The 23959-nt window shown below is 64.9% G+C and carries 21 protein-coding genes and 2 pseudogenes; 12 read left to right on the top strand and 11 right to left on the bottom strand.

What is annotated here, in order from left to right; genetic code table 11:
• Window positions 1–96: 96 nt before the first annotated feature.
• From FIU28_RS08030 to FIU28_RS08010, 6 genes are all read left to right on the top strand, one after another.
• Entirely contained in the window at window positions 97–606 is a 510-nt protein-coding gene (locus tag FIU28_RS08030) for a winged helix-turn-helix transcriptional regulator (protein ID WP_143572434.1), read from the top strand.
• Entirely contained in the window at window positions 603–2012 is a 1410-nt protein-coding gene (locus FIU28_RS08025; RefSeq protein WP_246660912.1) for an MATE family efflux transporter, read from the top strand. The genes FIU28_RS08030 and FIU28_RS08025 overlap by 4 nt, the downstream gene beginning before the upstream one ends.
• Before the next feature lie 199 nt (window positions 2013–2211).
• Complete coding sequence (locus FIU28_RS08020; RefSeq protein WP_143572433.1) at window positions 2212–3597, top strand: MFS transporter; 1386 nt, start codon at window positions 2212–2214, stop codon at window positions 3595–3597.
• A gap of 193 nt (window positions 3598–3790) precedes the next feature.
• A complete protein-coding gene (glgA, locus tag FIU28_RS08015) occupies window positions 3791–5212 on the top strand; it encodes a glycogen synthase GlgA (RefSeq protein ID WP_143572432.1) in 1422 nt (473 codons plus the stop codon).
• A gap of 247 nt (window positions 5213–5459) precedes the next feature.
• Window positions 5460–5633: a hypothetical protein gene (locus FIU28_RS26360; protein WP_168202886.1), complete on the top strand. Its 174-nt coding sequence runs from the start codon at window positions 5460–5462 to the stop codon at window positions 5631–5633.
• 7 nt (window positions 5634–5640) lie between these two features.
• Entirely contained in the window at window positions 5641–5919 is a 279-nt protein-coding gene (locus FIU28_RS08010; RefSeq protein ID WP_143572431.1) for a DUF1488 family protein, read from the top strand.
• 3 nt (window positions 5920–5922) lie between these two features.
• Here the strand turns inward: FIU28_RS08010 and hutX are convergent, their stop codons facing one another.
• The 3 genes and pseudogenes from hutX to FIU28_RS07995 all read right to left on the bottom strand — a co-directional run.
• Window positions 5923–6429, bottom strand: a complete 507-nt coding sequence (gene hutX, locus FIU28_RS08005) for a heme utilization cystosolic carrier protein HutX (RefSeq protein ID WP_143572430.1) — start codon at window positions 6427–6429, stop codon at window positions 5923–5925.
• Window positions 6430–6431: 2 nt separating this feature from the next.
• Entirely contained in the window at window positions 6432–6770 is a 339-nt protein-coding gene (locus FIU28_RS08000) for an antibiotic biosynthesis monooxygenase family protein (RefSeq protein ID WP_143572429.1), read from the bottom strand.
• A gap of 90 nt (window positions 6771–6860) precedes the next feature.
• Window positions 6861–8131 (bottom strand): annotated as a pseudogene (locus FIU28_RS07995) (TonB-dependent receptor domain-containing protein); the annotation flags it as partial.
• On the opposite strand from FIU28_RS07995, the pseudogene FIU28_RS07990 reads away from it, so the two are divergent.
• The 5 genes and pseudogenes from FIU28_RS07990 to FIU28_RS07970 all read left to right on the top strand — a co-directional run bounded on the left by FIU28_RS07990 (window position 8087) and on the right by FIU28_RS07970 (window position 12951).
• Window positions 8087–8857, top strand: a pseudogene (locus FIU28_RS07990) (heme ABC transporter ATP-binding protein). The pseudogenes FIU28_RS07995 and FIU28_RS07990 overlap by 45 nt on opposite strands.
• Before the next feature lie 126 nt (window positions 8858–8983).
• Window positions 8984–10273: an amidohydrolase family protein gene (locus FIU28_RS07985; protein ID WP_143572427.1), complete on the top strand. Its 1290-nt coding sequence runs from the start codon at window positions 8984–8986 to the stop codon at window positions 10271–10273.
• A gap of 35 nt (window positions 10274–10308) precedes the next feature.
• Window positions 10309–11679 (top strand): FAD/NAD(P)-binding protein, encoded by a 1371-nt coding sequence (locus tag FIU28_RS07980; RefSeq protein ID WP_143572426.1) that lies wholly within the window; start codon window positions 10309–10311, stop codon window positions 11677–11679.
• Window positions 11680–11792: 113 nt separating this feature from the next.
• Window positions 11793–12596: an IclR family transcriptional regulator gene (locus tag FIU28_RS07975; RefSeq protein ID WP_168202885.1), complete on the top strand. Its 804-nt coding sequence runs from the start codon at window positions 11793–11795 to the stop codon at window positions 12594–12596.
• A 181-nt stretch (window positions 12597–12777) separates the two neighbouring features.
• Window positions 12778–12951, top strand: coding sequence for a DUF1328 domain-containing protein (locus FIU28_RS07970; protein WP_143572424.1), 174 nt, complete (start codon window positions 12778–12780; stop codon window positions 12949–12951).
• 121 nt (window positions 12952–13072) lie between these two features.
• Here the strand turns inward: FIU28_RS07970 and FIU28_RS07965 are convergent, their stop codons facing one another.
• From FIU28_RS07965 to FIU28_RS07930, 8 genes are all read right to left on the bottom strand, one after another.
• On the bottom strand, window positions 13073–13786 hold the full coding sequence (locus FIU28_RS07965; RefSeq protein WP_143572423.1) for an ABC transporter ATP-binding protein: 714 nt from the start codon (window positions 13784–13786) through the stop codon (window positions 13073–13075).
• Entirely contained in the window at window positions 13767–14531 is a 765-nt protein-coding gene (locus FIU28_RS07960) for an ABC transporter ATP-binding protein (protein ID WP_143572422.1), read from the bottom strand. Before FIU28_RS07960 ends, FIU28_RS07965 begins: the two co-directional genes overlap by 20 nt.
• Window positions 14528–15529 carry a branched-chain amino acid ABC transporter permease gene (locus tag FIU28_RS07955; protein WP_143572421.1) on the bottom strand — a complete coding sequence of 334 codons (1002 nt, stop codon included), beginning with the start codon at window positions 15527–15529 and terminating at the stop codon, window positions 14528–14530. The genes FIU28_RS07960 and FIU28_RS07955 overlap by 4 nt, the downstream gene beginning before the upstream one ends.
• Window positions 15526–16395 carry a branched-chain amino acid ABC transporter permease gene (locus FIU28_RS07950; RefSeq protein ID WP_143572420.1) on the bottom strand — a complete coding sequence of 290 codons (870 nt, stop codon included), beginning with the start codon at window positions 16393–16395 and terminating at the stop codon, window positions 15526–15528. The genes FIU28_RS07955 and FIU28_RS07950 overlap by 4 nt, the downstream gene beginning before the upstream one ends.
• A gap of 7 nt (window positions 16396–16402) precedes the next feature.
• Window positions 16403–18031, bottom strand: coding sequence for an amidohydrolase (locus FIU28_RS07945; RefSeq protein WP_143572419.1), 1629 nt, complete (start codon window positions 18029–18031; stop codon window positions 16403–16405).
• A 166-nt stretch (window positions 18032–18197) separates the two neighbouring features.
• A complete protein-coding gene (locus tag FIU28_RS07940) occupies window positions 18198–19376 on the bottom strand; it encodes an ABC transporter substrate-binding protein (protein ID WP_143572418.1) in 1179 nt (392 codons plus the stop codon).
• A gap of 82 nt (window positions 19377–19458) precedes the next feature.
• On the bottom strand, window positions 19459–20895 hold the full coding sequence (locus FIU28_RS07935; RefSeq protein ID WP_143572417.1) for a glutamine synthetase family protein: 1437 nt from the start codon (window positions 20893–20895) through the stop codon (window positions 19459–19461).
• Window positions 20896–21099: 204 nt separating this feature from the next.
• A complete protein-coding gene (locus tag FIU28_RS07930) occupies window positions 21100–22458 on the bottom strand; it encodes an aromatic ring-hydroxylating dioxygenase subunit alpha (RefSeq protein WP_143572416.1) in 1359 nt (452 codons plus the stop codon).
• A gap of 276 nt (window positions 22459–22734) precedes the next feature.
• On the opposite strand from FIU28_RS07930, the gene FIU28_RS07925 reads away from it, so the two are divergent.
• The gene (locus FIU28_RS07925) at window positions 22735–23952 is read left to right on the top strand and encodes an NAD(P)/FAD-dependent oxidoreductase (protein ID WP_143572415.1); all 1218 of its coding nucleotides are present in this window, start codon (window positions 22735–22737) and stop codon (window positions 23950–23952) included.
• Window positions 23953–23959 lie beyond the last annotated feature (7 nt).

The following is a 23959-nucleotide window of genomic DNA, read 5'->3' as shown; positions in this document are numbered from 1 at the left end:
CGCGGCATGCCCTCGCGCCATCGCCCTGTGCGGGTGCGGCGGAATCGCCCGCAATAGTTACTTGCATGATGATAGTCACTGCCGTAGGCTGGCCGCATGCAGCGTAAGAATTTTGGCAACATGCAATGCCCGGTCGCCCGCAGCCTCGAGCGCGTCGGTGAGTGGTGGAGCATTTTGATCCTGCGCGATGCGATCCACGGCATCACGCGGTTCGACGAGTTTCAGCGGAACCTCGACATTGCACCGAACATCCTGACCCGTCGGCTGACAGCCCTTGTCGATAGCGGACTGCTGGAGAAGCGGCTGTATTGCGAAAAGCCGCCACGCTACGAATACATCCTCACCCCGCGCGGTCGCGATTTCCGCCCGATCCTGCTGTCGCTGCAGGCCTGGGGCAACCGGCACTTCGCGCCCGAGGGCGCCAGCGTGATGCTCGTCGATCGCGCTACCGGCGTGGCGGCCGATCCCATTCTGATCGACCGCAACACCGGCCAGCCGATCACCGACGCCACCCATGCCAACGCCCCCGGCCCTGCCGCGGGCCCGGGTGTCAGGAAGCGTCTGACGCGCAAGACTTCCGCGACATCACAGGACGGCAGCCCATGAAGCTCGATGCGCCGCAGGCGATCATCGCGGCCACCGCCGCGCCCGAGATGAACCCGCGGACCAGAATGCTGCTGCAGGCGCCGATCGTCTCGACGCTGCTCAGATTGGCCTGGCCCAACCTGCTGGTGATGCTGGCGCAGGCCTCCACCGGGCTGATCGAGACCTGGTGGGTATCGAAGCTCGGCACCGACGCGCTCACCGGCATGGCCGTGGTGTTTCCCGGCTTCATGATGATGCAGATGCTGTCCGCCGGCGCGATGGGCGGCGGCATTTCCTCGGCGATCGCCCGCGCGCTCGGCGGCCGCCGCCATCACGATGCCGAGGCGCTGGTGATGCACGCCGTCGTGCTCAACGTCGCGATCGGCCTGTTCGGCGCCGCGCTGTTCCTGATCTGGGGCCGGCCGCTGTACCGGGCGATGGGCGCCGACGGCGGCGCGCTCGAGGCCGCGATGCAGTACTCGAACGTGGTGTTCGGCGGCAGTGTACTGGTCTGGCTGATGAACGCTCTGGCCAGCATCATCCGCGGCACCGGCAACATGCTGGTGCCCTCGCTCGCGGTCTGCATCGGCGTGGTGCTGCTGATCCCGCTGTCGCCGCTGCTAATCTTCGGCTGGGGTCCGATCCCGGCGCTGGGCATGGCCGGGGGCGGCTGGGCCGTGGTGCTGACCACCGCGATCGTCGCCGCCGTGCTCGCCGTCTATATTCTTTCCGGTCGCTGCATCCTGCAATTCAAGCCGGCGCGGCTGCGCCGCGATCTCACCATCGACATCCTGCGCGTCGGCGCCATCGCAGCGGTTGTGTCGCTGCAGACCAGCCTGACAGTTCTGCTCACAACCGCTCTGGTCGGCGCCCATGGCGGCGGCGAGGCGGTCGCCGGGTTCGGCACCGGGGTGCGGCTGGAATATCTGATGGTGCCCTTGGCGTTCGGCTTCGGCGGGCCATTGGTGGCGCTGGTAGGTACCAATATCGGCGCGGGGCTGGAAGCGCGCGCGCTGCGCATCGCGCTGATCGGCGGCGCCATGGTGTTCGCGCTGACCGAGACCGTTGGCCTCGCCGCGGCGATCTGGCCGGCAGCGTGGCTCGGCCTGTTCGGCAGTGACCCACAGATGATCGAAACCGGCAGCGCGTATCTGCGCATCGTCGGCCCGGCCTATGGCTTCTTCGGCCTCGGCCTGTCGCTGTACTTCGCCTCGCAGGGCGCCGGCAAGATGATCTGGCCGCTGGCCGCCGGCGTGCTGCGGCTGGCGATCTCGGTCGGCGGCGGCTGGCTGGTGCTGCGGCTCACGGGATCGCTGACCTGGCTGTTCGCATGCCTTGCGCTAGCGCTGGCGATCTATGGCAGCCTGATCGCCGGCGCCGTGGCCTCCGGCGTGTGGTTCAAAAAGCCCCGCGGCGAGGCTGGCTAAGTCACTAAACCAGGAACGACGCTCACTTTAATCTCTCCCTACCGGGGAGAGGTGACAGAACATCGGCAGCTCGATCGCTGGCGAACTTGTCGGAGCCCCTGCATACGCCTCATGCAGTACCACGGCTGTAGGCGGGGGCGCATCCGGCCTACATAGCGGCTCCCGGCCTGCATGTGGCGCCGGCCGAGGAATTGTTGCGATGGCTGATGGACTTGCGGCGCCCGATCACTCGCCGGCTGATGGCCTCACGCTGAAGCAGCGGCGCTGGGCGACGGTGGCGATCTTCACCGCGCTGGCGATGGCCTCGCTGGACACCGCAATCGCCAATATCGCCCTGCCCGCCATCGCGGCCGACCTGCGTGCGACCCCGGCCGACGTCATCTGGGTGGTCAATGTCTATCAGATCGCCATGGTCGCCACCCTGCTGCCGCTCGGCGCGCTCGGCGAGATCGTCGGCCACCAGCGCATCTATATCGGGGGCCTGATCCTGTTCACCGCGGCGTCCGTGTTCTGCGCGCTGGCGTGGTCGCTCGAGACGCTGCTGATCGCCCGCGTCCTGCAGGGGCTGGGCGCCTCCGGCATCATGAGCGTCAACACCGCGCTGGTCGGTTTCGTCTACCCCCGGCATCGGCTCGGCCGCGGCTTTGGCCATAATGCGCTGGTGGTGGCGACCTCTTTCACGCTGGGGCCGACCATCGCCTCCGCGATCCTGTCGGTCGCGACCTGGCCGTGGCTGTTCGCCATCAACCTGCCATTCGGCCTGCTGGCTATCGCCATCGGCCTGAAAACGCTACCGAAAACGTCGCGGGCCACGCACGGGTTCGATATTCCGGGGGCGGTGCTGGCATCGGGCTGTCTGGGACTGCTGATCCTCGGCCTCGGCAGCGCCGCGCATCAGACAGCGCCCGTTGTCGTGATCGGCGAACTGGTGGCCGGCCTGCTGTTCGGCTGGCTGCTGCTGCGCCGCCAGGCCGGCCATCCGGCGCCGATGCTGCCGGTCGATCTGTTTCGAAGGCCGGTATTCGCGCTGTCGGCGGCAACCGCGATCTGCGCGTTCTCGGTGCAGGGCCTCGCCTTCGTGTCGCTGCCGTTTTACTTCGAAGACGTGCTGCACCGCTCGCAGGTCGAGACCGGCTTTTTCCTGACGCCATGGCCGCTGGTGGTCGGCATCATGGCGCCGATCGCCGGCCGGCTGTCGGACCGCTATCCCGCCGGCATGCTCGGCGGCATCGGCCTGTTGATGCTCGGCATCGGCATGGCGCTGCTGGCGATGTTGCCGCCGGAACCGAGCATCGCCAATATCGTCTGGCGGATGGTGATCTGTGGCGCCGGCTTCGGCTTCTTTCAGGCGCCGAACATGAAGGCGCTGATGGGAAGTGCACCGCCCGGACGCTCGGGAAGCGCCAGTGGAATCGTCGCCACCGCGCGCCTGACCGGGCAGACCACCGGCGCGGCATTGGCCGCGTTCTGCTTCGGCATGATCGGCCACGCGGGCGCAGCAACCTGGGCGCTGGCGCTCGGTGCCGGCTTCGCGGCCGTCGGCTGCGTGTTGAGTTTCATGCGACTGGCTGTCCGCCCGTCTTGACCGTCCGAAAAGAATCTTCAGGACTGCGATGGTATTTCGCAATGGCGTATTAAGGGGTGTGCTATAGTGCAGTGCAGAGATAATTTTGCACTGCAAGTATCAATTCGACTTCCGGTCCTTCGGTTCCGCACGGTTCCATGGCGATGGAACAAGGCTTGCATAGCTGCAATAATCGCTGACGCGAGGTTGGTTCGTGAAGGTCCTGTTCGTCACATCAGAGATTGACGATTTTGTTCGGGTGGGAGGCCTTGCTGCGGTCTCCGCCGCCCTGCCCCGGGCATTGCGGATCTGGAGCGACGTGCGGGTGATGCTGCCCGGATACCGCGACGTCGTGGCGCAGTTCCAGACGATCGAGGTGGTCGGCGAGGCGCCGGTGCTGGCGGAAATGCCGGCGTGTCAGCTGGGCCTTGCCGCTACCAAGGATGGCATGCCCATCTACATCCTGCTTTGCCCGCAGCTCTACGACCGCCCTGGCAACCCCTATGGCGACGCCGGCGGCCGTGATTGGCCGGACAATGACGTCCGCTTCGGACGCTTTGCTTCCGCCGCGGCACTTCTGGCCGCCGGCAAGCTTGACCCGAACTGGTCGGCCGACCTGGTGCACGCCAATGACTGGCAGTCCGCGATGGTGCCGGCCTATCTGGCCTGGAACCAGATCAAGATTCCGACCATCCTGACCATCCACAACCTCGCCTATCAGGGCCTGTTCCCCAAGGAGACGCTGCGCCGGATCGGCGCGCCTTCGGATTCTTTTCATATCGACGGGCTGGAATTCTATGACAAGCTGTCCTTCCTCAAGGGCGGGCTGATCTATTCGACGCACCTGACAACAGTCAGCGAGACCTATGCGCAGGAGATCACCACGCCAGAACTCGGCTGCGGTCTCGAGGGCCTGCTGCGGCAGCGTTCCAGCAAGGCGCAGCTCACCGGCATCCTCAACGGTATCGACGAGAGCTGGGACCCGCGCGTCTGTTCGGAACTGATGCGCCCGTTCGGCGCCGGCGACTGGGAAGCGAAACGCGCCAATGCCGACGGCGTTCGCCAGCAATTCGGGCTCGCGCTATCACGCGGGCCCATTTTCGGTCTGGTCGCCCGCCTGGTGCACCAGAAGGGCGTCGATCTCGTGCTGTCGGCGGCCGACGCCATCGTCTCGGCCGGCGGGCAGATCGTCGTCACCGGCACCGGCGAGCCGGAGATCGAGCAGGCGTTGATGGACGCCCACCGCCGCCGCCCCGATTCGATCGGCGTGGCGATCGGCTTCAACGACCGCGAGGCCCGCCGCATCTTCGCTGGCTCCGACTTCACGCTGATGCCGTCGCGGTTCGAGCCCTGCGGCCTGAGCCAGATGTATGCGCAGCGGTTCGGCTCGCTGCCGATCGGCCACCAGACCGGTGGCCTCGCCGAAACCATCGTCGATGGCGAGACCGGCTTCCTGTTCAGCAAGCCATCGACTGAGTCCTTCCTGGGCGGCATTCTTCGGGCCTTTGCGACCTTCGGATCGAAAGACCGGCTGAACTCGATGCGCCGCAGCGCGATGTCGAAATCGTTCAGCTGGAACATCTCCGCCGCCAGCTACAGCGCGCTGTACCGCAAGACGGTGATCGCGGGGGTCTAGTTATCTCCACTCTTGCGGTTCCATCGTCCCTTCTCCCCTGTGGGAGAAGGTGGCACGGACAAAGTCCGTGACGGATGAGGGGGTGCCGCGAAACACGCCCCCTCACCCGTCCGCGCTTCGCGCGGCCACCCTCTCCCACCTCGCGCAGCTGCGCTGCGCGGGGGGAGAGGGAAGGAAGAGCGCCAACATAGCCATGGCTATTGCCGGGGAAAGGGCGCACCGTCGCGGTCACCCCAAAGGAAATCGCATGCAGAACCTGTTGTCGCGTCACGTTAAGGCCGAAGAGTCGGCCCGTCTCGGTTGCGAGTCCGGCTGGTATTCGACCAAGGTCAGCGGCACCTTCGTCAGCGGGCCGCATGCCACCGAGCAGGATTGCCTGAGCGAAATCGCCAGGCTCAATCCGCCCGCGAAGCGAAAGTAGGTCCAAGATGGCACTGACCGACGCCGGCTTCACCGATTACGATATCGACCGTTCGGTCGTGCTGTTCACGATGATGGACGACACCACCAGCGTGCCGTGCGCGATCAGCACGGACGCGATGGACCAGATCGAGGGCGTCAAGCGAACATCGGCCAGCCAGCGCGAACAGCAATTTTTGCGACTGCGCGACAAGATCGGCGAACGCGCGTCACAGAAGTTCATTGCCGTCGAACTCGAAGGCAAGCCGCCCGGCATCATCCTTCGGGCGATCGATTTTCGCGGTTAAGCTTCAGCTGCCGATCCGACGGGCCAGCGCGCGAAAGCGTTCGAGCTGGTCCGTCTTCAGCGCGCGGTACTCGTCACGGCCGACAAACACCTTGAACATCACGCCACCATCGACATTGAGAAACGCGACAAAGGCCGACGGCTTGCCCATGAACGGCCGCTCCACAAAGGCCACGCCACCGCAGCGGGCGTGACGCAAATGGCCGTGCAGCCCCTTGGGGTTCGTCAGGTTGAAGTAGCCATGGCCGATCTGGCCTTCCGACACAGGCGCGGTGATCTCGAAAATCCCGTCCTCGGTATGAACGATCAAGGTCACTTCGCCCCATCCGGCGATGTCCTGCATCGCCGTCACGAAAGCGTCGGCGCCGCCGGTGATCGTGACCATCTCCGCCGGCAACGCCTCCAGCACCGCGCGCGGCGTGACGGCGCACTCGCGCGCGACGTCCTCGATCACCGCGCCCGGATTGCTGCGCAAATAGCTGGCGAGATCGTCGCCCATGGTGGCGGTCATGATCAGGCCGCGGCGCTGGTCTTGCGCTCGGACTGGATGATCTCGAAACCCTCGAATTTGGGATGGCCGAGATAGAGGCTGGCGCCGGGCGACGAATTGTCGGCGCGGGCATGCGCCTTGCGGAATTGCTCGGAGGTGGTCCAGCCCTCGAAATCGGCCTTGCTGGCCCAGGTCGTGTGCGACGAGTACAGCGTGTGGTCTTCGGCGACCGGGCCTTTCAGCAGATGAAATTCGATGAAACCCGGAACCTCGCTGAGATAGGATTCACGCGTGGCCCAGATCGTCTCGAACGCCTGTTCGGAGCCGGTTTTGACCTGGAAGCGATTCATCGCAATGAACATGGACACTCTCCTTTTTACATGGTGGATCATAACCGAAATTGCGCCGGGGCATCAGCGCGATTTCGCGGGGGCTACATGAGAGACCGGCGATCACGCGCCACCAAAATGCACTTTCATGCCGCCCTTGAAGACGATGCCGGGACCGGCAGCGCGTCGTTCTGGGTGGTGCCGTCCACCGAGTTACCGGGAATGGCGTAGGGACGATAATATCGGTTGAGCAGATTATCGACCGAGAAGTTCAGCGTGACGTCCCGGGTCGGCTGGTAGGCGACGTAGAGGTTGACGAGATCGTAGGCCGTCGATAGCGAATAGCCGACCGGGATGTCGGTATTGGCGGCCACGGCAGCCCACTGCGCCGAGATCGTCAGCCTGCGGTCGAGCAACCTGACGCCGCCCGTCGTCGTGATCTTGCGCGGCTGCACGGTAACGAGACCGACGCCGGTATTGGCGTTCTTGCCGCTCTGCACGGTGGCATCGACGCCGGCAAACCACAGCCCGGCGTCGTAGGACGTCTCGGCCTCGAAACCTTCGATCTTCGCCGATGCGATGTTCTGATACTGGTAGTTGCGGCTATAGGATCCGAACGCCGTCCTCTCCGGGGTCGAGGCGACCAGGTCGATGTAGTCGTCGATATCGTTGCGGAAGAAGTTGAACTTGGCGCGGAAGCTGTCGCCCGAGGCGAAGATGTCGTTGTACTTCAGATTGACACCGATCTCCTTGGTCTTGCCGACCTCCGCCCGCAGATTCGGATTTGGCAGGAAGCAGAACAGCCCGGAGGTACCATTAGCGCAGTTGAAGAAATTCGGTCCGCCGCCGGTGGCGTGGGCGCCGGCGATCAGGGTTTCGGTGATCGAGGGCGCGCGGTAGCCCTCGGCATAGCTCACATAGGGCGTGAAACCCGCCACCGGCGTGACGCCGACGGTGATCTTAGGCGACAGCCGATCGCCGCTCGACGAGGTATTGCCGCCGGTCAAGCCGCTCGAATTCAGCTCGTAACGATCGTAGCGCAGCGCGCTGATGATTTCGAGCCAGCTCGAATAGTTGTTCTTGAGCTGGACGAAGCCGCCCGACACGGTGCGCTCGCCTGATGGCGTAGTGATGTTGGAATTGCCGCGCGAATCGGTGTTGGTGACCTTGTCATTGAACGCGTCGAGACCGTAGGTAACCGCGTTTTGCCGGTTACCAAGCTCGAAGCGCGAGGTGTTGTTGACGTCGACTACGATTGTGTCGAGCAGATAGCCGCGCTGGTCGCCGACACAGCCGGAGATGTTGTTGCCGGCATTGCCGGCGCCGCACAGCGCGGCACCGGACGTCGAATAGTGATAGGTCTTGGTCTGGTCGTTGTCGGTACGGTTGCCATACTCATGCCGGGCGAGATGGTCCCGATCGTCGGGCCCAACGGCGCCGGCAAATGAACGTTGCTGCGGACGCTGTCCGCCGACCTGCAGCCGTCGCGCGGGACAATAAAGCTCGATGGTCGCGCGATCACCGGCTACACGCCATCGCACCTAGCGCTGCGGCGCGCGATGCTGTCCCAGCATGTCAGCGTCAGCTTCCCGTTCACGGTGGAGGAAGTCGTCAGGATGGGCCGCGGCAACCAGTCGAAGGCCGGGGCGCAGGCGCTGGTCGATGCGGCGATCGACGAAGTCGACCTGCATGACTTCCGCTCCCGCGAACTGCCGACCTTGTCCGGCGGCGAACAGCAGCGCGCGCATCTGGCGCGGGTGCTGGTGCAACTTGCGTGCGGCGAGGCCGCGCACGGTCCCGGCGTGCTGCTGCTCGACGAGCCGACGTCGAGCCTGGATCTCCAGCACCAGATCGCGCTGGTGGAGATAGCGCGGCGTCGCGCCCGACAAGGCACGGCCGTCATCGCCGTGCTGCATGACCTCAACCTCGCGGTTCGCTTCGCCGACCGCATCGTCGTGCTCAATCACGGTCGCGTGCACATGGAAGGAACGCCGCTGGCAACCATCACCGGCGGCATGTTGCGCGACGTGTTCGGGATCGATGTCATCGTACAACGTACGCTCGACGGTGACCCGTTCGTGCTGCCGCAATTGATGCGGCAGCATGTGCATCACGACTGACGTCAGCGAGCAAGCCGCCTGGCGCGAAGCAGGAGGCGCACAGCACCGGCATTGGCCGCGCCTCCCGCCTTGCAATGCCACGCCGCAGCGTCGATAATTCGGGGCTGCAACGACGCAAAGGTCCGCATGACGTTCGATCTGCTTATTCGCAACGCCAACCTGCCGGATGGCCGCCGCGGCCACGACATCGCCATTTCGGACGGCCGGATCCAGGCCGTGCAACCGCAGCTTGAGGGCGACGCCGGGCGCGTGATCGACGCCGCCGGGCAGCTGGTGTCACCGCCCTTCATCGACATCCACTTCCATATGGACGCGACGTTGTCGCTCGGCCTGCCGCGGCTCAACATATCCGGCACGTTGCTGGAAGGCATCGCGCTGTGGAGCGAACTGAAGCCGCTATTGACCTATGAGGCGCTCGTCGAGCGCGCGCTGAGATATTGCGACCTCGCGGTGGCGCAGGGCGTGCTTGCGGTGCGCAGCCATGTGGACATCTGCGATGACCGGCTGCTCGCCGTCGAGGCCTTGCTCGATGTCAAGAAGCAGGTCGCCCCTTATCTCCATCTCGAACTGGTGGCGTTTCCGCAGGACGGATATTTCCGCTCGCCGACGGCGGCCGACAATCTCGCCCGTGCGCTCGACAAGGGCGTCAGCATCGTCGGCGGCATCCCGCATTTCGAGCGCACTATGGCGGACGGCGCGGCGTCGGTGAAGGCGCTGTGCGAAATCGCGGCCGCGCGCGGCCTGCGCGTCGATATGCATTGCGACGAGAGCGACGATCCGCTGTCACGGCACATCGAGACGCTGGCCTTTGAGACGCAGCGGCTCGGCCTGCACGGCCGCGTCGCCGGCTCGCACCTCACCTCGATGCATTCGATGGACAATTACTATGTCTCCAAGCTGCTGCCATTGATGGCCGAAGCCGGCGTCGCGGCAATCGCCAACCCGCTGATCAACATCGTTCTGCAGGGTCGCCACGACAGCTACCCGAAGCGCCGCGGCATGACGCGGGTGCCGGAGATGCGGCCGCACGGCATCAACGTGGCGTTCGGGCAGGATTGCTGCATGGACCCGTGGTATTCGATGGGCTCCGTCGACATGCTGGAAGTGGCCCATATGGGGCTGCACGTCGCCCAGATGACCAGTCGGGAAGCCATGCGCTATTGCTTCGACGCGGTCACGACCAATCCCGCTGCCATCATGGGCCTCGAAGGCTACGGAATCGACGTCGGCTGCCACGGCGATCTGGTGCTGCTGCAGGCCCGCGATCCGATCGAGGCGATCCGGCTGAAGGCAACGCGGCTCGCCGTGATCCGCCGTGGCCGCGTCATCGCCGAGACGCCGCCGCGGGTGGCGAAGCTCTCGCTCGACGGCCGGCCGGGCGCCGTTGATCCGGCCACCTACGCGCCGCCGGAATAATTTGGCGCGACGCGCAGCAGCGAATAGAACATCGCATGACCTCTCCCCGCACCACCCGCCAAATTGCCATCATCGGCGGCGGAGCCGCCGGCACGCTGGCCGCCATCATTCTCTCAAAGCTTCCGGGCATCGGCCGCCTCACGCTGCTTGACCGCGACGGCCGGTTCGGTCGCGGCCTGGCCTATTCCGCGTCGGAAAAATGGCATCGCATCAATGTCCCCGCCTTCAAGATGGGCGGCGTCGATGCCGAGGACTCCGAAGCCTTCGTCGACTGGCTGGCGGCGCGGGGCGACGTCACCGGGCCGGACTATTCCCAGTCCTTCGTGCCGCGCTGGACCTATGGCGATTTTCTGTGTGACCGGCTGGCCGAGGTGGACGGTACCGGCCGGCTCGACAAGCGAACCGATACGGCAACGGCCATCGCGCGCGAAGGCGCAGGCTACCGGATCGCGCTGGCTTCGGGCGATGCCATCGATGCCGATCTGGTGCTGGTCTGCATCGGCAACCAGCCGCCGTCGCCGTTTCCCGGCATCGCCCCGTCGCCGCGTTCGATCGACAATGTCTGGGCCAAGGGCGCGCTCGATGCGATTGCGCCGGATCATCGCGTGCTGGTGATCGGCACCGGCGCCACCGCCGTCGACGTCGTCATCGATCTCGTTCATCGCGGCGTCACGCAGGAGATCACGATGGTGTCGCGCCGCGGCCTGCTGCCGCGCGTCGATGTGGTGACCGTCGCCGATCCCGATCCGGTCGAGCACTGGCCGGTCCGCACCGTGCGGGGGCTGCTGCGTTCGCTGCGTGAGGATATTCGGCGCAAGCAGGCGGCCGGCCTGCCGTGGCAGACCTCGGTCGATACGTTCCGGCTGCAGACCGCGGCGTTCTGGAAGGAGTTTTCGACGGCCGAGCGCGCGCGCTTCTCGCGGCATCTGCGGGCCTACTGGCTGTCGCATCGCCACCGGCTGGCTCCGGATGTCGCGGCCCTGCTGGACCAATGGCAACGCGACGGCCGACTGCGCGTGTTTGCCGGCAACATCGTCGTAGCTAGCGCCACGGCCGATGGCCACCACGTCACGCTGCGCCGTCGCGGCGCCGGCAATGAGCATCTGGCTACCGACTGGATCCTGAACTGCAGCGGACCGGAAGAGCGTTACGACCGCATCCGCGATCCGCTGATCGGCGCCCTGTTGACGTCCGGCCAGGCTCGCCGCGGCGCGCTGGGCCTGGGCCTCGATGTCGATCCAGACTGCCGGCTGCGCGACATCGCGGGCATCGCGCAGCCGGGGCTTTACGCGGTGGGCCCCGCGACGCGCGGAGCGTTCTGGGAGGTAACCGCCGCCAGCAATATCCGGACACAATTGCTCGGGATCGCCGATCATTTGCGACAATCTAATTTAAATAGCTATTAACTGCAGTCGATGGCCCGTTTCGCGTTTCTCGTTTGCCGGCAACCCGATCTTATTTTATAACACCCAAAAGCTGTATTCTTGGGCCGCCATAATGCGGCTGAATGGGGATGTCGGTGCTGGATCATACTACAGCTCTGCAGGCCGCAGCGCATGCCGCGAAAAGCGCTCCTCCGGCGGAAGGCAGCTCCCGGAAAGTGCTGCGCGCGCTGCTGGCATTCTCGGTGGATACGCCGCGGCATACGGCTGAAAGCCTGGCGGCCAGCATCGGCCTGCCGCTGTCCTCGACCTATCGCTACCTCAACATTCTCAAGGAAGCGGCGTTGATCGACGAGGACGGGCGCGGCTGCTTCGTGCTGGCGCCGCGCGTGCTCGGGCTGGCACACGCCGCCCGCGCCAGCACCGGGCTGGTCTCGATCGCGCGGCCGCGGCTGCGCTCGCTGTCGCAGGAAACCGGCGAGACCGTGATGCTGGTGCGCCGCTCCGGCGACCGTGCCGTCTGTGTCGAACGCTTCGATGCCACGTCGCGCTTCCGGATGACCTTCGAGGTCGGCGTGGCACTGCCGCTGCATCGCGGCGCGGCGCCCAAGATGCTGCTGGCGCATCTGCCGGCGGCGCAGATCGAGGCGACGCTGAACGACGCCGTGGCACACGATCCGGCCTTTGCGCCGCATCGCATGGCGCTACGCGACGAACTTGTCGCGATCCGCCAGCAGGGCTGGGCGGAGTCCTGCGCTGAAATCACCCCACATGTCGTGTCCGGCGCGGCGGGGATTATCGACGACGGAAGCGTCGTCGCCGCGGTCTCCTTCGTGGCGCCGATCGTTCGGACCCCGAAGGAAGCACAGACCCGGCTGATGCAGCACTTGCTGCAGGCAGCGGCAGATATCACCAGGGCTTGCAACGCCGGCGCGCGATGATTTGGTTTCCCGATCGAGAAATGCGGAGCCGATAGGCCGACGCGTTAAAATTCCTGCCGCCGCTGCGACCGCGACGCGTATCTCACCTCAGCCATCGAGCACCTTCGCAGCTCGGGCGCGTCCGCGCCCTGGAACTTTCTGCGCCCGCTTCGCGTTTTGGATTCCTAATGGGAGCTATGCGATGACCATTCTCAAATGGGCCGTGATCTTCTTTGTCGTGTCGATCATGGCAGGCATTCTCGGCTTCACCGGCGTGTCCGCGGCCTCGGCCGACGTCGCGCGGGTGCTGTTCTATATCTTCGCCGCCATCCTCGTCGTGCTGCTGCTATTGGGCATCACGATATTCCGAGCGTGACGACAATCGTAGTCCGGATGAAGCATAGCGCAATCCGGGACCGACCGTCAGATCACAAATGCTTTCCCGGATTTCGTCGGCGCGCCGCAAGCGGCGCATCGACTTCATCCGGGCTACAGGTTCAGTGAATTCCAACGCCGACCAGGCGATCGACCAGCGTGCGGTCGGCCGTCAGCTCCTGCGGCTTGCCGGTCCAGCTGGTGCGGCCGCGCTCCATCACCATCACGCGGTCGGCAAAATCCAGCGCGCGTTCGATCTGCTGCTCGACCAGAATGATGGTGACTTCCTTGCTGGCGGCGAGTTGGCCGAGCAGCGCCATCAGCTCGTCACAGATCACCGGCGCCAGACCTTCCAGCGGTTCGTCGAGCAGCAGCAATTGTGGCTTGCCGAGCAGCGTGCGCGCCATCGACAGCATCTGCTGCTCGCCGCCGGATAGCTGCATGCCGTAATTGCCACGGCGATCGCGCAGCCGCGGAAACATCGCATAGGCCTCCTCCAGCGCCGCCGGCGGCCGCCCCTTGAGGCCGGTGCGCAGATTTTCTTCCACCGTCAGCGACGGAAAGATATCGCGGGTCTGCGGCACATAGCCGATCCCCAGGCCGACGCGGGCCGAGGTGCGCAGCGCTGCCGCATCCACGCCGCCGATGCTTATGCCGCCGCCATGACGCGTCGTCAGGCCCATCAGGGTGGCGAGCAGCGTGGTCTTGCCCATGCCATTGCGGCCGAGCACGGCGAGCCGGTCACCTGCGGCCACGGAAAACGAGACGTCCTCGATGATCCGAGTCAGGCCGTAACCGGCGCAAAGGTTGTCGATTTCAAGCGTTGCGGCGGGCATCGGCATAGCTCCCGAGATAGGCGCGGCGCACTTCGTGATCCGCGGTCACGTCCTTGGGCGATCCCTCGAAGATCAACCGTCCGGCCGCCAGCACCAAAACGCGGGTGGCAAATTTGAACACCAGATCCATGTCGTGCTCGATCATCAGCACCGCGATATCTGACGGCAGCGCATTAATCGCCTCGAGAATCTTCGGCGCTTCGTCGTGTGGCACGCCGGCGGCAGGCTCGTCGAGCAGCAGCACCTTGGGCCGCAGCGAGAGGCCGATCGCCAGCTCGATCAGCCGCTGCTGGCCGTAAGCCAGTTCGATGACCTTTCGATAAGCGAGGCGGTCGAGGCCGAGCTTCGCCAATATCTCGCACCACTCGGCACGCACTTCCGGCAGTTCGGTCGATGACGAGAAGAAGCGCTTCGAGATGCGCCTGCGCTGCATGATCGCGAGCGCGACGTTGTCGGCAACCGTGAGGTTCTGGAACAGCCGCGTGGTCTGGAACGTGCGGACCAGCCCGCGCTGCACGCGCTCCGGGATGCTGCAGCCGGTGATGTCGTCGTCGCCCATGAAGAAGTGCCCGGCGCTTGGCGCGAGATCGCCGGTGATCAGATTAACCAGCGTGGTCTTGCCGGCGCCGTTCGGGCCGATCAATGCGACGCGGTCGCCGGCATTGAGCTGGAACGAGACGTCGCGCGTCACCTGCAGCCCGCCGAAGGCGAGCGAGACGTTGCGTGCTTCAAGCAAACCGCTCATGACGCCCTGCCCTTTCCGCCGATGCGCGCAAACAGCGTCAGCACCGGCTCGATCAGCCCCTTCGGCGCGAACACCACGATCCCGATCAGCAGCAATCCGACTAGCGTCATCCAGTGGAACGGATTGGCGGCCGCGACGATGTGCTCGAAGATCATGAAGATGATGGCCCCGCCAAGCGCACCCCACAGATGGCCGGCGCCACCGAGCACGAGCATCACCAGCACCTCGGCGGAGCGTTCGAACGAGACGCTGTCGAGCCCGACCACGCCGGTGCTCATCGCGGTCAGCGCACCGCCGACGCCGGCGACCGCACCCGATACGCCGAACATGATGACAAGGCGCGGATAGACCGCGACGCCGATCATCCTGGCGCGCAAATCATCGTCCTTGATGGCGCGGCACATCAGCCCGAAGGGCGATCGCACCAAGCGCGACAGCGCGACGAACACGATGATGAGGACCGTCAGCGAGAACAGATAGGCCGTGCGGCTGTACATGTCGAAATTGTAGAGGCCGAGAACCTTGCCAGGCGAGATGCCCGACAGGCCGTCGCTGCCGCCGGTCAGACCCTGCAGCTTGTTGGCAAGCGCGGCGACCAATTGGCCGACGGCGATCGACAGCACAAGCTGCGGCAGGCCGCGAAACCGCGCGATCAGCGCGCCGGAGATCAGGCCCATGACCGTACCTGCAAACACGCCGACCAGCAGCAGCGCCAAGGGATCGGTGACGCCGCGGACGCAGGCGATGCCGACGGCATAGGCCGCGACGCCGAACTGCGCGGCATGGCCGAGGGTGGCGATGCCGCAATAGCCGGTCACCAGATCCAGCGACAGCACGAGGAAGGCGATGCCGATCAGCCGCGTCAGGAAAGCGAGATCCTCGGGGAACAGGAAATAGCCGACCGCGCCGAGCACGACGATGGCCATCGTGCTGGCGGCGTCTTGCAAAAACGGGGCGTGTCGCCGGGCCGGCACATGGTGGAGCGCGAACTCGCTCATGCGTGCGACCTCCCGTACAAACCGTGAGGGAATACGAAGACGATGAAGATCACCGTGAGGTAGAAGAAGAACTCACCGAACTCCGGCGCGAGATATTTGCCCGTGGTGTCCGCCAGACCCAGCAACAATGAGGCCGACAGTGCACCGACGATCGAGCCGGCGCCGCCGACCGAGACCACGACGAGGAACGTGACCATGTAGCGCAGCGCGTAGAACGGCTCGATTGGCAGGATTTCGGCGCCGACCACACCGCCGAAGGCGCCAAGGCCAATCGCCAGCGCGAACGTGACGGCATAGATGATCTCGGTGCGAATCCCCAGCGAATCCGCCATGCCCGAGTGATCCACCGAGGCGCGCAACTTGATGCCGAACTCGGTCTTCTCGATCAGCCACCACAGAGACAGCGCGGTGACGACGCCACAGGCGACCACGAACAGTCGATGCGTCGGGATCGAGCGGAAGCCGATGTCGAGCGGGCCACTGAGCAGCGGTGGCAGCGGGATCGACTTCAGCGTCGGGCCGAAGATGAAATTGACCACGCCGATGATGACGAAAGTGATGCCGATGGTCATCAGCACCTGGATCAGGGGATCGGATTTCCGGTAGATCCGGCGGTACAGCAGCATTTCGAACGGGATCGAGACAAGGATGGTACCGACCACCGCCAGCAGGATCGCGACGCTGTAATGCACGTCGAGGTCGCGGATGGCATAGGAGGCAAGATAGCCGCCGATCATCGCGAAGGCGCCGTGCGCGAGGTTAACCACGCGCATCAGGCCCATCATGATCGACAGGCCGATCGAGATGATGAACAACACCATGCCATAGGCCAGCGCGTCGGTGAGAATGCTGAGAGCGAGGCGCATGTTTCCCCTATGCCGCAGACGCAGCGCAATGCCGGCCCGACTGGGACAGCGTGTCGTGAACGACGTCGCCGCGCAGCATGGTCAGCAGCACTCTGGTATCACGCAATGACGATACTTCCGGCGCGAAGATGTCGCGGTCGATGGCGATCAGATCTGCGGCCATGCCAGGCTCCAGCGTGCCGCGCCAGGCCTCCTGCTTCATCGCGAAGGCGCCGCCGACGGTATAGCTGTGGATCGCCTCGCGGACCGAGATCGCCTCGCCCGACCCGATCGGCGCGCCGGAATCGGCCGCGCGATGCACTGCGTCGGCGATGCCGTCCCATGGCGACCACGATCCGGTCGGCGCGTCGGAGGTCGCGACATAGGTGACACCGGCGTCGATGACGGAGCGAGCAGGATAACAGCCGTCGGCGCGCGGGCCAAAAGCGCCGGCGATCGAGCGTCGCATCCGGGTGAGGAAGCTCGGCTGCGTCACCACCAGCGCGCCAAGCTCTTTCATCCGCGCGAGGCCGCCGGCGGGCGGCACGAAATAATGTTCGATGCGGTGCCGGGCCTGATCGCGCGGCTGCGCGGTCTCTGCCTGTTCATAGGCTTCGATCACGGCATCGATCGCACGGTCGCCGCAGCAATGCACCGCGACCTGCCAGCCGGCGGCGTGAGCATCGATGATGACGGATTGCAATTCGGCCTCGTCGCGCATGAAAAAGCCGCGCGACGGCGTGTCGGCATAGTCCTCGCTGACCGCCGCAGTCCGCGCGCCGACGATGCCGTCGGCAAAATATTTCAACGTCATCGACTGCCAGTCGGGATCCTGGATCGGCTTGAGGCCGCGCTGCGCGGCCTCCTCGGGATCGAGCTGGTTCATGAAGCCGAGCCGCATTGGCAGCGGCGCGCTGCTGCGCAGCTCGTTCCAGATCGCAAATTCACCGTCGAAGCCGACGGTGAACCCGACCGCCGCCTCCACCGCCGCGACGAGCCCGAGCTTCGCGCTATCGTCGATCGTCGCGCGCAGCATGGCGATCAGTTCGGCGCGGTCCATCGGCGGCGCGGCGCGGAAAATCAATTCGGCGGCGCTCTCGGTGGCGCTGCCATCGAGACGGCCATGGCCATCGCGGCCAAAGCCACCGCCTTCGGGATCGGCGACGCTGTCGTCGATGTCGAAGAGTTTCAAGGCCGCGCTGTTGACGACGGCGACGTGGCCGCAGAAGCGGCGGATCATCACCGGATGATGCGGGATCGCAGCGTCGATCTCGGCCCGCGTCGGCAGGCGATGTTCGGTAAGACCGTTCTCGTCGAGACCGGCGCCATAGACCCATTGGCCGGTCGGGATTTTCTGCGCGCGGGCAACAAGCAATTTCAACACGGCATCGATGCAGCCCGCATCGCGCGGCGTCACCGGCACCTGCAGCCGCGCATGCGCGATGGCGAACAGATGAATATGCGCGTCGGTCAACCCCGGCAGCACGGTCGCGCCATCGAGCTCGATGGTCCGTTCGGCGGCCGGCGCATCGGCGCGCGCGCCGCTCCACAGCACACGACCGTCAAACACGACAAGGCTGTCGGCTGGCGTCTCATCCCACGCCGAGCGATAGATGCGGCCGTTGGTGAGCAGGATGGAGGAAGCGACGGCGGACATGGATGAATGAAGCCTGAGATTAGCGGAGAGATAAGTCTGTCATTCCGGGGCGCGAGCGCCCCTGCGCGAGCGAGCCCGGAATCCCGTCATGTTCATCGTCTCACATCGAGGTTCCGGGTTCAGTCGCAGCTGACGCTGCTCCTGCCCCGGAACGACAGTGAGAGGTTTACTTCTTGCTCAGCGCCCAATCCGGCTGGTCGGCGAACATCGTGTCGCTTTCCTTGTTGATCAGCTTGCCGTTCTCTTTCACCACGGTGCGCAAATAGACGTTCTGGCGGATGTGGCGGGTGTCAGGATCGATCGATACCGGACCGCGCGGGCTGACCCACTTCATGCCCTTGACGGCAGCGATCGCCTTGTCCGGGTCGCGCTTGCCGTCGGTGGCCTTGATCATCTCGTAGATCACGCGCGCGCCGTCATAGGCGGCGACGCCGGTCATCGCGACGTCCTCGACCTTACCGCCGTTCTTCACGATCGAGGCCAGGAACTGCTTGTTCTCCGGGCTCTCGTGCGACACCGCGTAGTGATAGGTCGAGAGCACGCCAAGCGCGCTGTCGCCGATGCTCGGCAGATCGATCTCGGTGACGATGTCGCCGGTCGACATCAGCTTGACGCCGTCGGCCCTGAGGCCGTTGTCGATATAGGCTTTGAAGAAGCCGAAGGTCGGCGGGCCGGACGGCAGGAAGCAGAAGATGGTGTCAGCGCCGGCCGCCTTGATCCGCTGCATGATCGGGCTGAAGTCGGTGGTGTTCATCGGGATGCGGATCGCCTCGACCACGGCGCCGCCATCGGTCTCGAAAGTCTTCTTGAACGCCGCTTCGGCATCGATGCCCGGGCCGTAGTCACTGACCGCGATCGCCGCCTTGCGCGAGCCGTTCTTGTAGGCGACGTTGGCCGCCGGCACGGTGTTCTGCCACATCGTGAACGAGGTGCGGACGATGTAGGGGCTCTTCTCGACTATCGAGGAGGTAGCGGCGTTCAGCACCACCAGCGGCGTCTTGGATTCTTCCAGCAGCGGCGCCACCGCCATCGCGTTCGGCGTGAAATAGATGCCGGCGAGATACTGCACCTTGTCCTTGACGATCAGCTCCTGCGCCAGCGCCTTGGACTTGGCGGGGTTCGGACCTTCCTCGTCGCGGTAGATGAACTCGACGGTGTGATTGCCGACCTTGTTGCCGTGCTCGGCGACATAGGCGTCGATGCCCATCTTGTAATTGGCGCCGAACAGCGCGTAGGGGCCGGACATCGTGCCGATCACGCCGACCTTTATGACGTCGGCGGATGCAGTTCCGGTCATCAGCGCCAGAATGGCGAGCGACAGGATCGATTTCGTGGGGCGATGCATGTTGGACGTCCTCGTTGCGAAAGAGAAAACTTTGTCAGCAAGCTGTGTTCGGGAAAAACCTATTCAATAAACCTGCCGCGGATCAGAACATCTCGAAATATTCGCGCTGCTCCCAGTCCGACACTTCGGACTGAAAGCGCTCGATCTCGGCGAGTTTGATGTGGGTGTAGTAGTCGACCATGGTCGAGCCCATGGATTCCCGGAAGAACGGATCGTCCTTCAGCGCGAACACCGCCTCGCGCAGCGATTTCGGCAGAAGCGGCGCATCGCTCTCATAGGGCGAATCGGCCGAGGGGCCTGGATCGAGAACACGATCGACACCGTCGAGGCCGGCGAGAATTTGCGACGACATATAGAGATAGGGATTGGCGGCGGGTTCGCCGACGCGGTTTTCCAGCCGCGTCGCGGAATCATGGGGACCGCCGAGTACGCGAATCATCGCGCCACGGTTGTCGCGGCCCCAGATCGCACGGTCCGGCGCCAGCGAGTAGGAGCGATAGCGCTTGTAGCCGTTGATGGTAGGCGTAGTGAACACGGTCGCCGCGCGCGCATGCGCCAGCAATCCTGCGAGATAGCCGCGGCCGAACGACGACAATTGTTCACCGGCGTCGGTAGACATGAACGCGTTGCGGCCGCCGTCGCGCGACACCAGCGACTGGTGCAGATGCCAGCCCGACGACACGACGTTGGGAATTTTCGGGCGGCACATGAAGGTGGCGTGGTAGCCGCGGCGATGGCAGATCTGCTTCACCGCGGAGCGAAACAAAACCATGCTGTCGGCCGGCGTCAGACCCACGGTCGGAGCGAAGGTGAATTCGCACTGGCTCGGACCATATTCGACTTCCACCGAGCGCAGCGGCAGGCCGAGCGCCATCACGTCGCGGCGGATGAATTCGAGCACCGGCTCCATCTGGTCGTAGCGCTGCTCGGTAAGGTACTGGTAGCCGTGCGACAAGAGGCTGACTTCCGGCGATCGGCCCGGCTGACCGGCATCCTCTGGCGCCATCCTTGTTTCTTCGTTCTTGAAGATGTGGCACTCGACTTCGAGCCCGGCGACAAAGTCGTAGCCGCGCTTGTTGAGGTCCGCGAGCACGCCCTTATAGAGGTTGCGGGTGGCAAACGGCACCGGGCGGCCATCGGCGAAATGCACGTCGCACAACAGCCAGCCGGTGGCCTCGACCCAGGGCAACACGCGGAAGGTGAGCGGATCGGGGATCATAAGCGCGTCGGCCGCGCCCTGCATTTCCGGAATGCCGAAGCCGCCGCCGGCGGTGAACACCGGGAAGACCGATTTGTGCGAGGTGTCCTTGGCGAACATCGTGGTGGTGATGTTGCAGCCGTTCTCCAGCACCCGCAGCGCCTCGCTGGCAATCAGCGTCTTGCCGCGCAAAATGCCATGCTGGTCGGGAAACGACAGCCGGATCACTTCCAACTTCTGCTCCTCGACGATGCGCCGAAGCCGCACGGCGGCGTCCTTCTGTTCTGCGGACCACAGGCCGTGGCGTTCGACGAAACTCATGCGAGCAACTTTCAGTGCAGTTCACGAACGAGATGGCTCCCCTCCCCCTTGCGGGGAGGGTCGGCCGAGCGAGTGATGATGCGATAGCATCATCAGGAGCGGAGACCGGGGTGGGGGGTGCCACGGGCGACAGAGCTTGTGGCTCCCCCCTCCCCGACCCTCCCCCGCAAGGGGGGGAGGGAGCAGAGCCGCTTGCCGCCGCGCTTACTCCGCCGCCGACAGATGCGTCACGGTAGCGGGGGTCTCGTTCGGCACGGGGGCCGCCCATGGCGCGCCGCGGCGGCGGGCGACGTCGACTTCCATCCAGTAGGTTTCCCAGCCCTTGGTTGGGCCGATGCCGTCCATCGTGCCGGGGCCCTGGATGCTGCGGGCGTGGGCCTCGTCGAGGAACATCATCGGCTTCTGGCCGCCGGCGACCTTCTCGATCTCGGCCCTCAGCAGCTTGCGGTAGGCGATAATCGCCTTGTCACTCGATCCGAGATGTTCGCGGGTGCGGTCCTGGATCTTGCCCATCGATTCCACCGCCCACTGGTCGTGGACGTTGATGTCGGCGCCCATGCCGGTATAGGTCTCGTGCGCCTGCTCGTGCGGATCGAAGCCGTAGTCATTGCTGCGGTTCTTCCGCGACGTGTAGTTCGGAAGTTCGTAAAGTTCCAGGCGCTGCTCGCGCATCTTCACCTTGTCGACCGGCTTGGTGTAGCTGGTAAAGATCGCGTACCAGTAGCAGCTTTCGTCATCGACCGGGACGTGCCACTGCGTGATGGTCATTTCCGTGCTCATCGGAATCGCAAAGCCGTGCGGGAAGATCTGGTTGGTGACGCGGACATGGGTGCGTTCGTCATCGAGCTGGCGCAACGCGATCAGGCGCAGGCCAAACTCAGTCGACTCCACATTGATGATCGGCCGGTCATACTCGCGAAGAATCTTGGTCATCGGCAGTTCGGTGCCGGCCGAGGCGCCGCGGAACTGCTTGCCATAAGCGGCCGTAACGTCTTCATCCTCGAAAAAACGATGCAGGAACGACGCGTGCGCGGGATCGATGCCGACTTCCAGCGCCTGCAGCCAGTTGCAGTCGAACAGGCCCTTGAAGGCAAAGGTGTAGGCGCCGGGTGCCGCGAAGCAGTCGAGCTCCGGAAAGGCCGGCGGTTCGCCTTCGCCAAGATAGGCCCACAGGATGCCGCCCTTCTCGACCACCGGAAACGCGCGCTGCTTGATGCCGGCGCACAGTTTCGATGTAGCGGGCTCGGCTGGCGTCTCCAGGCACTTGCCTTTGACGTCGAACAGCCAGCCGTGGAAGGCGCAGCGCACGCCGCCGCCTTCGAGCCGGCCGAACGCCAGATCGGCGCCGCGGTGCGGGCAGTCGCGATCGAGCAGGCCATAGCGGCCCTGCTCATCGCGAAACAGCACGAAATCCTCGCCGAGCAATTTCACCGGCCGGATCGGCCGCTCGCCTTCCAGCTCATCGACCAGCGCCGCGGGCTGCCAGTAGTTGCGCATCAACTTGCCGGCGGGTGCCTTCGGTCCGATCCGGGTGATCAGGTCGTTTTGCTCTTGGCTCATCATGGCAAGGAGGCCTTTCGGGAGGCTGGACAAACAAACCCAAGCCGCAGACATTTGTTCGTCTATTGAACTTATGGGCGATTTTAGAGATTGAATAATTCCAAGCAAGTGGAATTTTGCGCCAGATCATGGCGACAAAACAAGCACTGATGCAGCCGCAGCGATCCTGCATCGACTTGCGCCGGACGAACACATGTTCAATATACCTCGATACGCATGGGAGCCCGCGATGCCGACATATCCTCACACTTCCCGATTTCCGGTCATGGGCCTGCGGCTGTGAGCGGCCTCGTCATCATCGGCGCGTCCTATGCCGGCGTTCAGGCCGGCATCAGCGCCCGCGAGAAGGGCTTTCAGGGGCCGATCCGGATCGTCGCCGACGAGATCCACCTGCCCTATCAGCGGCCGCCGCTGTCGAAGGGGTTCCTGTCGGGCAGCGTTACCCACAGCAACCTGTTTCTGCGCGGCGACGACTACTTCAAGGCCCAGAATATCGAGATGTGTCTGGGCCATCGCGCCGTCCGCATCGATCGCGACGCCGGCACCGTCGAACTGGAAGACGGCGAGCGACTGACGTTTGACCAGTTGTTGATCGCAACCGGATCGCGCGCGCGGCAGCTCGCCGTGCCGGGCGCCGACGGCGCCGACATCGTCTATCTGCGCACGCTGGATCACGCGGTGAACCTTAAGCCGCGGCTGGAGGCGGCGAAGGAAGTCGTCATCGTCGGCGGCGGCTTCATCGGGCTGGAAGTCGCGGCGACCGCCGCCAAGGCCGGCAAGAAGGTAGTGATGATCGAGGCGGTGTCGCGCCTCCTGGAGCGCGCGGTGTCGCCGCTGATCTCGCAATTCCTGCTCGACATGCACCGCTCGCACGGCGTCGATATCCGCTTCCAGCAGAGCGTCACGGCGATCGAGAACCACGGCGCCCTGCACGACGTGGTGTGCTCGAACGGCGACCGGGTCCGCGGCGATCTGATCATCGCGGGCATCGGCGGCATCGCCAATGACGAACTGGCCGTCGAGGCTGGCGTGCTGTGCGCCAACGGCATCGACGTCGATGCCCACGGCCAGACCAATATCCCCAACATCTACGCCGCCGGCGACGTCAGCAACCACCACAACATCTATGCCGGCCGCCGCGTGCGGCTGGAATCGGTGCAGAACGCCACCGACCAGGGCAAGGCCGCCGGCTTTGCAATCGCCGGCCACCCTGAGCCCTACGAGGCCGTGCCGCGCTTCTGGTCCGACCAGTATGACGCGAAGCTGCAGATCGTCGGCCTGTCGGGTCCCGACGACACCCCGGTGATCCGCGGCGCGATCAGCGAGGGTAAGTTCTCGGTGTTCTATTATCGCGGCACGCGGCTGATGGCGGTGGACAGCATCAACCGGCCCGGAGACCAGATGATCGCGCGCCGCCTGATCGCGGCGTCATTGTCGCCGACGCCGGAACAGGCCGCCGATCTCGGCTTCGATCTCAAGAAAGTGGAAGCCGCGTGACCCGGAC

It is taken from the genome of Tardiphaga sp. vice154 (genome assembly GCF_007018645.1).
Taxonomy (GTDB): domain Bacteria; phylum Pseudomonadota; class Alphaproteobacteria; order Rhizobiales; family Xanthobacteraceae; genus Tardiphaga.
This window is presented reverse-complemented; position numbering and strand designations above follow the sequence as displayed.